This window comes from Natrinema amylolyticum (genome assembly GCF_020515625.1).
Taxonomy (GTDB): Archaea; Halobacteriota; Halobacteria; order Halobacteriales; family Natrialbaceae; genus Natrinema; species Natrinema amylolyticum.
Map to the genome: position 1 here is coordinate 1,100,335 of NZ_JAIWPJ010000002.1, position 11,050 is coordinate 1,111,384.

Below are 11,050 nucleotides of genomic sequence, written 5' to 3' on the forward strand. Positions count from 1 at the left end.
GTCAGTCGTGACTGCACTCAGCTACCGTGGTTAGTCATCATCGCTCGGCCCGGGTCCGGGTTCGCGATCAGTACTCGGACTGCTTCCGCGATCGCGATCGGTACCCGGACTACTTCCGGTCCGTTCACTGCTTCGCGACCGGTCGCCGGCGGTCTCTCCCTCGCTCGGCGCGACGTTCCCCGTCCGATTCATCCAGCTGTCGATGTTATCGGCGACATAGTCTTTGCCGCCCCAGCCGAACGCGACGCCTGCGCCGATGGCGATGGCCGCACCGAGGCCCCACGCGAGCGCTCGTGCGAACACGTAGAGGATGCCGACGTCGATCCCCATCGTGTCGAGGCCGATGACGATCGCCGTGAAGTAGAGGAACATCCGCGTTCCGGTCGCGAACCAGCTCGCATAGGCCGTCTGGGTCGCCGCCCGGGTCCGTTCGATGGCGTCGCCGATGAAGTCGGCGACGACGAACCCGAGGGTGATGACGAGCAGCCCCGCGATGAACGCCGGCAGGTACGAGACCGCCGTCGAGATCCACTGCGACAGCGTCGCGATCGCGAGCGCGTTCGCCGCCGCGAGGATCGCGAGGGCGTAGACGAACCACTTCGCGAGCGTCCCGAACGCGCTCGAGACCGCCTGTTCCGTGCCGCCCAGGATGCGTCCGAGCGGCGTTTCGAGGACCATTCGATCGAGTTCGACGCCGTCGGCGAGCCGTCGGACGACGCCCGCCGCGACGCGACCGAGGATCCATCCGATCGCGAGGATGATCAGCGCGCCGATCAGCCGTGGCAGGAACGTGACCAGTTCCGCGACGGGATCTTGCAGCCAGTCGGGAACCTGTGCTTGGGCAGGGTACGGTGGTACCATGTACGACTCCGGTTGGTGTCGACCGTCCTTTGTAATTGAGTGCGTATCAATAAGTCACGAAACTAACCGTTCTCGAGTGGCCCCGCGGCCGCTATTGAAGTGTCCGTTACGGCGAATTGTGTGGCGGCCGTACCGTGACCGATCGATAGGGGTTCCGGACGAAGCGACGACCGGGATCGGTGTCTCGCCCGGGATGACCCTCGAGCCGTCGGGCGATAAACGCGTATTGTGACCGGGTTCGAAACGCCGATAGCGACGCTCGGGGGCCGGCCGCGAACCACCGCCGTTCTGGGGCCACCGAACGTGTCCAATTTCACTCATAGGTCGTGACCGACACCACGTCGGATTCGCGCGGTCGACCTCGCCGCAGAACGCGCGAACCAGCGCACCGATCGCGGTAGTTTCCGTTGTAATCCGGTGTCGCGGTATTGTGAACGGACGGCCAACTTCATGCTGATTTATCGGACTATTTGTCACCTCTCACGCCAGTATGTTCGTTTCGTTGGCGCGGCGGCGAGCGGAATCCCGGAAATCGCTCCGAGTAACTCGAGACCGGTAATCAATATTTACCGATGGCGTTTTATTGACGCGATCCACCTCGCGCGACTGGCGGGCCGATAACCGGCTCGTCGCCGCGTCCGCGTCTCGACACGTGCGGCGTCGCGTCGCGGCACTACGCTATTGGTGATCCGCACACGAGGGAGTACCATGTATCTCGGCGACGAGGCATGGCCGGACCTCGAGACGTACTTCGAATCGGAATCGCTCGCGCTCGTGCCGCTCGGTTCGACGGAACAGCACGGGCCGCACCTCCCCGAAGCGACCGACCACCTGATCGCGGAAGCGTTCGCGCGCGAGGTCGCCGACCGGACCGGATATCTCTGTACGCCGACGGTGAATATCGGCGTCAGCGGCCACCACCGACAGTTCCACGGGACGATGTGGGTCGAACCGCCGGCGTTCCGGTCCTACATGGAATCGCTGACGCGAAATCTCACGGCGCACGGGATCGATCGCGTGATCTACGTCAACGCCCATGGCGGGAACGTTCCGCATCTGCGGGAAGTCGGCGGACGACTCCGACAGGACGAGGTCGCGTACGCCATCGAGTGGATGTGGGACGAGTCGATCCCGGAACTGGTCGACGACCTCTTCGAACAGAACGGGCCCCACGGCGGGCCCAAGGAGACCTCGATGATCCAATACCTCGAACCGGACCTGGTTCACGACGACCGCCTCGAGGAGGCAAGGGACACCGGAATCCCGAGCGTCGAGGCGGCAGAGACGGTCAGACACGGCTCGCGGACGTTCTTCGACGCGGCCGACAACACCGACAACGGCGTCCTGGGGGACCAGACGGACGCCTCCGCCGAGAAGGGCGAGCAACTGTTTGAAGCGGCGAGCGACCAACTCGTCCGCCTCTGCGAGTGGCTCGCCGCTCAGGAGTTCGCGGACCTGCTCCCCGAGGAGCACGTCTGAATTCGGGGGCCGACTCGAGTCGAGTCGGTCGGGGCCATATCGACCGGAGACGCCGCACGCAGCCGCAGTCGTGACGTCGGCTGCGGCCGCGTGCGTTTCGCAGTATCAGCGAGCGCCGCTGATGATAATCCTTAATAGATTACCGCGGTTGTTTTATTACATGGCAGTCGTCAGCGTCTCGATGCCGGACGAACTCCTCGAGCGACTCGACCAGTTCGCCGAGGAGCACGGCTACACCGGTCGGAGCGAAGTCGTCAGGGAAGCCTCGCGGAACCTGCTCGGGGAGTTCGAGGACACGCGGCTCGAGGAGCGGGACCTGATGGGCATCGTCACCGTGCTGTTCGACTACGAGACCACGAGCGTCGAAGAGCGGATGATGCACTTGCGCCACGAACACGAGGCCCTCGTCGCCTCGAACTTCCACAGTCACGTCGGCGACCACTACTGCATGGAGCTGTTCGTCCTCGAGGGCGAACTCAAGGACATCTCGACGTTCGTCGGCAAGATCAGGGCGACCAAGGACGCGCTGACCGTCGACTACTCGGTCATTCCGGTCGACAGTTTCAATCCGCTCGCACAGGGATAGCACCGCCGAGCGAACGGAGACGGTGTCGCCGGCGACGGTCGGTAAGCGGCCGGCATCGCTCTCGGTGCGATATGTCCGCGTACCGCTCCCGTCAGTCGCACGCTACCCGCCGTGCTTTCGATACCAGACGCGCGTACCGATCGGTGACTCCTCGTCCTCGAGGTCCAGTCTGCGCAGGACTAAGTCCCGGATTGCGACCGTGACGACGAGTTCGACCGTCTCGCCCGCGTCGGTCCGCACGTCGAAGACGCAGTGGCCGTCTCGCTCGGTGACGCGTTCGATAGTCCCAACGGACCACCGTTCGACGTCGTGCGTCGGCTTCCGGGCGTGAATTCGGTCGTGAGTCACGTGCGAACGGACGTCGGTCACGCAGTTGAATATCCTGGCTCCGCCGTCGCTCGAGTCCCGTCGCTCAGTCCCATCGAGTGGATCAACCGCCGAGCAGTCTGCCGTCCCGATCCAGATGCTGCCGTGCCGCAGCGAGGTGCCGAACCGCTCCGACGGTAAAGGCGAGCGCGCCGAGAATCATCGGCGCGTCGCCCAGGGTTCGCGCCCACAGCAACGTCTGGATGCGGTCTCGCTCGTAGAACTCGAGACTGCGCGCGGCGGCGTACCCGTCCCGATAGGCGGTCCGGAGTTGGACGAATCCCACGGGGAGCAACGACGCGACGGTCATGATCACGAGTCCGACGTTCGTCAGCCAGAACGCGCCCCGGAACCACCGCGGGTCCCACGCTGCTTCGGGCGTGACGACGCGCAGGATATACGTACCGAGACCGAGCGCGAGGAGGCCGAAGGCACCGAACAGCGACGTGTGGGCGTGGGCGACGGTCAGGTAGGTCCCGTGTTCGTAGTAGTTGATGACCGGCAGGTTGATGAAGAACCCGAGGACGCCGCCGCCGACGAAGTTCCAGACGCTGCTGCCGAGGATGAACAGGAGCGGCAGCGCGTAGGGGAAGGATTCGCCCTGCGCTCTCAGCGACCGGTACTCGCCGAGGCTGCGATAGAGCACGAACACCAGCGGGACGAACTCGAGCGTCGAGAACGTCGTCCCGAGCGGGACCCAGAAGTCGGGGAGGCCGACCCACCAGTAGTGGTGGGAGACGCCGACGATCCCCGCCGCCATGATCGCGAACACTTCGAAGAGGATCGCCGTTTCGGCGTCGCCTTTCTCGAGGAGGTCCATCGAGACCATCGCGGCGGAGATGACGGCGGTGACGAAGAACTCGAAGACGCCTTCGACCCACATGTGGACGACCCACCAGCGCCAGAACTCCGTGACCGCCATATTCGTCTCGGGCGTGTAGAGCATGCTCGCGGCGAACATGAGCGCGATCGAGCCGCCCGCATAGGTCATGAAGTGACCCAGCCCGGTCGCCGGTTCGTCGAGTTGGCGGACGCCCCGCAGCACCAGCCACGTCCAGCCGGCGAAGCCGCCGAGCAGTCCCAACTTCCAGACGCGGCCGACCTCGAGGTACTCGAGGCCCTCGGAGCCGAGCCACCACCAGCGCTCGCCGTCCTCGGGCGAGCCGAACGCGCCGCGCGTGCCGAGCCAGACGCCCGCGAACGCGCCGAGCGTCGCGAGGACGAGCACGCCGAGCAGTGCGGTCGCGCCCGCGGCCTGCCGGGGCGGGTCGCGGTCGCTGAACAGTCCCGGGAGGAAGAGGCCGCCACCGAGCCACAGCGTCGTGATCCAGAGGATGCCGAGGTTGACGTGCCAGGCGCGGCCGACCGAGAACGGGAGCAGCGAGACGACATCGATTCCGAGGACTTCCTCGATGCCGTAGAAGCCGGTGCGCTCGACGTAGTAGTGGGCTAACAGCGCGCCGACGAGCGTCTGCGCGACGAACAGCGCTCCGGCGACGGGGACGTACCACGCCGCGGCGTACTGCGTCGGCGTGATCGAGACCGCGTCGGGGGTGGGCACGTCGACGACGTCGGTCGTCGGCTCGGCGAAATCGAACGCGTGGTAGGCCCAGACGCCGACCCCGCCGCCGGCGATGAGCAATACGACGCTGATCGTGCTCCAGACCAGCACCTGCCCAGTGGGCCGGTTTCCGGTCCCCGGCACGTACGGCCAGTCGTTCGTATAGGAGTGATCCGAGCCGGGCCGGTCGGTGTGGGCCAGCCACGCCGTCCAGCACGCGAAGTCGGCGATCCGCTCGGCGTGGTCGGCCGAGCCGACGAACTCCGACGGAATCCCGCGCTCGGGCGAGCCGCGGTAGTATCGGTCGACGTACCGTTCTCGAATCCGCCGGTGCGCATAGGCCTCCGCCGCCGAGTACCGCGCGACCGGTCCCGCCGGCGCGTCCGCGTCGAGTTCCCGTTCGACGCGGTCCGCGACCGCCGCCCGCTCGTCGTCGTCGAGCGCCTCGAACGAGTCCTCGCCTCGCTGCCGGGCGTAGTACTCGCGCATGAACTCGGCTTTGAGCTCCAGCGCGTCCGCGGTGAGATCGACCCCGAAGTACGAGCCGTTGCCCAGAATCGAGCCCAGGTTCATCAGCCCGTTGGCCTGAAACAGCTTCTTGCCGAGTCGCACGTGGTCGTTCGTGACGACCACGTCCCCGTCCGGACCGCGAATCTCGTCGGGGATCGGCGGTGCGCGCTCGCGGGACAGCCACGCACCGACCCCCATCGCGATGAGATTGGCGACGAACAGCGCAACGAGCGCCCGCGAGCCTCTCGAGCCGGATCGAAGCGCGTCGAGATCGACGCCCCCGTCCCCGCCCCCGGTCTCGAGGACCAGACTCGAGAGGGAGTCGAGGAGGAGCCAGCCGAGCGCGGCGTTCCCGCTCCCCCCGTCGGACGGGGTCGACGCCGAGATCGGGAGCAGCTCGACGAGGGACCGATCGCCGGCGGCAGTGGCAGAGCGGAGGATCGCCGCCGCGAGCGCTATCGCGGCCGCCGACCGACCGGTACTCGCAGCCGCGGGCTGACCGGTGCTCGAGCCCGTCCGGCTCTCGGCCGGGCCGGGTGACTGCGCACGCGCTCTCCCGGAGCGCTCCCCAGCCACGGTCGCGTCGACCGATCGTTCGTCGACGAGTTCCGGCACTTCCTCGGTCAGCACTCGTTCGAGCGCGTGGCCGACGCGGACGGCGTCCCGCCGGCAGACGTCTGAGAGAACCCGGTCGAGGGACCGATCCGTCTCCACGTCCAGTTCCGCGCAGAACCGTTCGTACGCCTCGTCGAGCGCGTCCTCGAGCGACTCGCGCGCGTCCGCGCTGGTCTCCGCGGCCAACCGGTCTCGGATCCCCGTCAGCGCGTCGTCGTCGAGTCGGGACTCGTCCAGCTCGTATCGCCGCACGAACGACTCGAGCGCGCGGTCGAGCGACTCCTCGATCTCCGGCTCGAGTTCGGTTCCCTCACGGCGTTCCTCGAGAGGGTGATCGAGGAGTCGGTCGGACAGTTCGGTGACGGCCCGCTCGACGAGTCGGTCGCGTCTCTCGTTCCAGGTTCCCGTTCCGGGCCCCGTTCGTCGTTCGTCTCCGCGCCGACTGATCGCATCGACGACTCGCTCGCCGGCGGTGCGACGGACGCTCCGCGAGAGGTCGGAGACGGTCTCCGCGCCGGTCTCGAGACGGTCCGTCACGTACTCGATCGGTCGCCGGTCGGTTCCGCTCGACGGATCGCCGTCTGACAACACGTTTCTGATACCCATGATCGCCTCTCTCCACGTTCGGTACCGCTAGTTGGCTCGAAGCGAGTGTATAATAGTAAACGTGTCATCTGCAAGCGATAACCGGCGGTCGCCGAGGTCGCCAGCCGTCTCCCAATCGTCGATCCGTCGGTGCGTCCGGGCCGACCGGCGGAACGGAATCGGTCACTGAGAGCCGCCGTTCGCGCTACCGACGGTCGGACGCTACTCGTTTCGATTCTCGACGACGCCGACGTTCAGCGTCCGAACCCGCGTCAGCACGCCGCGCAACCGCCGTCGCCACGACGATCCCTGACGGGCCGCGAGTTCGCGGCGGAGTCGCTCGTTTTCCGCCTCGAGTTCTCCGTTCGTCGTCTCGAGGTCCCCGATCTGTTCTTCGAGGTCGTCGACCCGGTCCTCGAGCCGGTAGCGGCGCGTCCGCTGGGATTCGCGATCGTTCCGTAACTGATCGCGTTCGCGCCGGAGTTCCGTGAGTCGCGCCTCGAGGCGCTCGCGTTCGCGCCGGTCCGCGTCGACGAACGAGTCCCGCTCCGCGTCCTCGGGGATGCCCTCGAGCGCGTCGGCTCCGTCGTCCGTCGCGTCGGGTTCGATATCGATGTGTCCCGAGTGGGTGGCGTTGACGACGGCTCCGACGAGCAGTATCAGCCCGCCGAAGTACAGCCAGGTCAACAGGAGGAGGATGGCACCGATCGGTCCCGCCGAGTCGGAACTGCTCGAGACGGCGACGTAGACCTGAAAGAGCGACTGCAGCACCGCCCAGCCGACGGCGGCGACGAGGACGCCCGGCAACACCTCACGGGCGGAGACGTCAACGTCGGGGAAGAGGTAGTACATCGGGACGAAGGCGATCGTCAGCCCGACGACGAGCAACAGCGGGTTCAACAGTCCGATGAAGAGGCTGTTAGGGAAGAACGCGAAGACGATGCTGGTCGCCCCGGCCGCCGCGAGCGCGACCCCGATCGTCCCGAAGACGACGGCCCCGTCTCGCAACTGGTCGACCAGCGAGTTGTCCTCGGTCGAGGCGTAGATCTCCGAGAACGCGGTGTCCAGCCCCCGAAAGATCTTCAGCGACCCCCACAGGAGGACGAGGAGGCCGATGATCGACGTTCCCGCGCTCCCGGTCGAACCTTCGATCCCGTCCTCGAGGATGATCTGGCCGCTCTCCGGGAGGAAGCCTTCGGTCGCCGACGACACCTGTTGGGCGAGCCCCTCGCCGCCGAGGAACGAGACGAGAAAGAAGACGAGCACGAGCAAGGGAATCAACGAGATGAAGGCCTGATACGCGATACTGGCCGCCATGAACGTCACGTTCTTCTCCTGAATCCCCGCCACCACCGATTTTGCGAAGGGGGCCGCCCCGCGAACGTTGAGACCCATACTCGCAGTCCGTCACAGGCCCGGATAGCGCTCCGGCTTGCAACCACACGGCCCGCACCGCTGCCGTCAGTCCGACTCCCGCTCGAGCAGTTCGGCCACCGCCTCGCGAGTCGGGAGCGCCGCCATCGCGCCCGCGTCTGTCGTCGCCGTCGCCGCGACCGCGTTCGCGACGGCCACCGAGTCCTCGAGTCCCTTCCCCTCTCGGAGGGCGGTGATCGCGCCGGCGACGAAGGCGTCACCGGCGCCCGTCGTATCGACGGTCTCGACTGCGAAGCCGGAATGGTCGACCGCGGCCGCGGGCCACGACGCGTCGTCGGCCGCAACCGCGACGGCACCCTCCCCGCCGCGCGTGACGAAGACGGTGTGAGCCCCGCTCGCGTCGATCGTCGATCGGGCGATCGCCGTCGGGGTCTCGCCGCTGAACCCGAGCGCCTCGAGTTCCGCGACCGTCGCGAAACAGACGTCGACGGCTCCGAGCGCGTCGCCGACCACGCTCGCGAACGCCTCGACGTCGGCCCACAGTTCGGGCCGGAAGTTCGGATCGAACGAGACCGTACAGTCCGCGGCTGCGGCCCGCTCGAGCAGGTCTAGCGTCGCCGCGCGCGCCGGCCCACTCGACAGCGTCACGCCGCCCGCGTGGACCCACTCGCAGTCGGCCAGCGTCTCGTCGTCGATCCGTCCGGGCTCGAGGCGCGTGTCGGCGGTCCCGTCCCGGTAGAAGGTGAACTCGCGGTCGCCGCTCTCGTCGTGAGCGACGAACGCGAGCGTCGTCTTCGCGTCCCCATCACGTTCGACGAATCGGTCGGGAAGGCCGTGATCGACGAGGGCCCGCTCGAGGTATCGGCCGAACGGGTCCGCACCGACGCGGGTCCAGAACAGCGGCGGCCCCTCGAGGCGAGCGAGTCCGACGGCGACGTTCGCCGGTGCACCGCCCGGACGGCGCTCGAACTCCGCGACCGCCTCGAGCGGTCCGGGTCGCTCGGGGACCCAGTCGATCAGCGTTTCGCCGGCGACGAGCACCTCGCGAGACATGCTCGTGTGTGCGTCGTCGACGGCGGTAGTTCTATCGACGCGACGGCGAGCGCGGTCGTCGAATTCGGGCGGAGCCGGCCGAATCGGGAATCTATATCCGGCCCCCGTTCCGAGCCGATAGTATTCGTATGAAAGACACTTCTCGCCGGCGACTACTCGCGGCCGCGGGGTTCGGGACGGGCCTCACCACCCTCAGTGCGGGCTGTCTCGAGCGACTCCCCGAAACCGGGACCGACGAATCCGACGAACCCGACGAATCGAACGAATCGGACGAATCGGACGAATCGGACGATAGCAGTCCGAGCGACGTGACGCCCCTCGAGCGCTGGGTTCCGGCCTCGAGCAGCGCCGAACTCCTCTTTCACTACCGCGACCTCGCCACGGTCCGACGGCTCGAGGACGACCTGCGGGCGGGCGTCGTCGAGGACGTGCCGACGGTGCCGGACGGCGACGGCAGCGAGGTCGTCGAGCGGGTCGCCGATGGCGAGTCGGCAGTGGAGTCAGTGCTCAGATTCGGGTCCGAGGGTGTCGCCGGGAACGTCGTCGCCGGCTCGTTCGACCCCACCGCGGTCGACGCCGAGAGCGAGTCGTCGGTCGGCGAGTTCGCGGTCCGCGAGCGCGACGGCGTCTCGGTCGCCGTCTCCGCGGAGACGGTCGTCGTGAGCCCTGCCGACGGCGCGGCCCTCGATGCGATCCTCGCGGCGGGCGTCGAGGGAACGGATCGGCGCGTCGACGGACACGACCACTTCGCGCAGTTGCTCGAGCGCGTCGGCGACGGCACGGTCCTCTGGGGTGAATACGAGGGCGAGACAGCGGGGAGCGGTGCCGCCTTCTCGTGGTCACTCGGATCCGACACGTCGGCCTACTCGGGGGTCGCCGTCTACGCCAACGCTGATCGGACGAAAGAATTCGAGGAGACGATGTCGGACCGGTTCGACGACGTGACGGTCGAGGTCGACGGCAACGTCGGCGTGGCGACGCGAACCGTTCCGACTGAGGAGTACGAGTATCAGGATCTGTTCGCCGAACGCGGATCGGAGGCGATGGCCGGGACGACCATCGAAGTCGATCAGTCATCGAGGACCATCACCGTAACGTACACTGCTAGCGGTAACGCCGACCGACTCGAAGTGCACGAGGGTGCCGAGAAACGCGAAACCCTGACTGAAGTCGGTCAGAAAGCGACGCTCGAGTACGATGCCGGAGAATCAGGGTCCGTTCAGGCCGTCGCCGTCATCGGTGAAACCGAGACGCTAATCGCCTCCGAGTCGTTCTCGTTTTGATCCATCGGTGTTTCGACGGAAGTAAACTGAACCGGCTACGTTACAGGATAATGCTCTTCTCGCGCATCATCGCGTGGATCGAGGCGTCGAGGCCCTCGCGGCCGATACCCGAGTCCTTGTTGCCGCCGAACGGGACGTCGCCCAGCCCGTGGCTCGGCGCGCCGTTGATCCGGACCGCGCCGGCGTCGATACGGTTGGCCATCCGCATCGCACGCTTGTAGTCGCTCGTGAAGACCGCCGCGTCGAGCGCGAGATCGGAGCCGTTCGCGATCTCGAGAGCTTCGTCCTCGTCCTCGAAGGTCGTGATCGCAGCGATGGGACCGAACTGCTCCTCGTCGACGATGCGGGCGTCGCGCGGGACGTTCGCGAGCAGCGTCGGCTCGAAGAACTGATCGGCGAGTTCGTCTGGCACGCCCTCGGGGGCGCGACGGCTCCCGCCGCGGACGATCTCCGCGCCCTTGTCGACGGCGTCCTCGACGAGCGTCTCGACCCAATCGGCCTGGTCCTCGCTGATGAGCGGGCCGAAGGCGGTGTCCTCGTCGAAGAGGTCGCCGGCAGTCCAGGCGTCCATCTGCCCGTCGATCAGATCGACGAGTTCGTCGTGGACCGACTCGTGGGCCAGCACGCGCGAGATCGCCGAGCAGCGCTGTCCGGCGTACTTGAACGATCCTTTGGCGCAGTTGCCGGCGACGTCAGTGAGGTCGGCGTCGTCGAAGACGACCGCGGGGGCGTTCCCGCCGAGTTCCATATGCAGATTGACCATGCCGCTCTCGCGGG

Annotated in this window: 9 protein-coding genes; 3 read left to right on the forward strand and 6 right to left on the reverse strand. The window is 67.1% G+C overall.

Features of this window, described 5'->3' with window-relative positions:
* Positions 1-30: 30 nt before the first annotated feature.
* Positions 31-861: a mechanosensitive ion channel family protein gene (locus LDH66_RS15620; protein WP_226481992.1), complete on the reverse strand. Its 831-nt coding sequence runs from the start codon at positions 859-861 to the stop codon at positions 31-33.
* A 708-nt stretch (positions 862-1,569) separates the two neighbouring features.
* Here LDH66_RS15620 and LDH66_RS15625 point away from each other — a divergent pair.
* Complete coding sequence (locus tag LDH66_RS15625; RefSeq protein ID WP_226481993.1) at positions 1,570-2,340, forward strand: creatininase family protein; 771 nt, start codon at positions 1,570-1,572, stop codon at positions 2,338-2,340.
* Between the two features lie 160 nt (positions 2,341-2,500).
* Entirely contained in the window at positions 2,501-2,926 is a 426-nt protein-coding gene (locus tag LDH66_RS15630; protein WP_226481994.1) for a CopG family ribbon-helix-helix protein, read from the forward strand.
* A 102-nt stretch (positions 2,927-3,028) separates the two neighbouring features.
* On the opposite strand, the gene LDH66_RS15635 is transcribed toward LDH66_RS15630, so the two are convergent.
* The 4 genes from LDH66_RS15635 to LDH66_RS15650 form a co-directional block, all read right to left on the reverse strand.
* Positions 3,029-3,274 (reverse strand): DUF7861 family protein, encoded by a 246-nt coding sequence (locus LDH66_RS15635; RefSeq protein WP_226481995.1) that lies wholly within the window; start codon positions 3,272-3,274, stop codon positions 3,029-3,031.
* A gap of 82 nt (positions 3,275-3,356) precedes the next feature.
* Entirely contained in the window at positions 3,357-6,584 is a 3,228-nt protein-coding gene (locus LDH66_RS15640; RefSeq protein ID WP_226481996.1) for a nitric-oxide reductase large subunit, read from the reverse strand.
* A 201-nt stretch (positions 6,585-6,785) separates the two neighbouring features.
* The gene (locus tag LDH66_RS15645) at positions 6,786-7,958 is read right to left on the reverse strand and encodes a YhjD/YihY/BrkB family envelope integrity protein (RefSeq protein ID WP_226481997.1); all 1,173 of its coding nucleotides are present in this window, start codon (positions 7,956-7,958) and stop codon (positions 6,786-6,788) included.
* Positions 7,959-8,024: 66 nt separating this feature from the next.
* Complete coding sequence (locus LDH66_RS15650; protein ID WP_226481998.1) at positions 8,025-8,990, reverse strand: carbohydrate kinase family protein; 966 nt, start codon at positions 8,988-8,990, stop codon at positions 8,025-8,027.
* A 128-nt stretch (positions 8,991-9,118) separates the two neighbouring features.
* Here LDH66_RS15650 and LDH66_RS15655 point away from each other — a divergent pair, with 128 nt between their 5' ends.
* Complete coding sequence (locus LDH66_RS15655) at positions 9,119-10,273, forward strand: hypothetical protein (RefSeq protein WP_226481999.1); 1,155 nt, start codon at positions 9,119-9,121, stop codon at positions 10,271-10,273.
* A gap of 40 nt (positions 10,274-10,313) precedes the next feature.
* Here the strand turns inward: LDH66_RS15655 and LDH66_RS15660 are convergent.
* On the reverse strand, positions 10,314-11,050 hold a 737-nt coding region (locus tag LDH66_RS15660; protein WP_226482000.1), incomplete at its 5' end, for an aldehyde dehydrogenase family protein.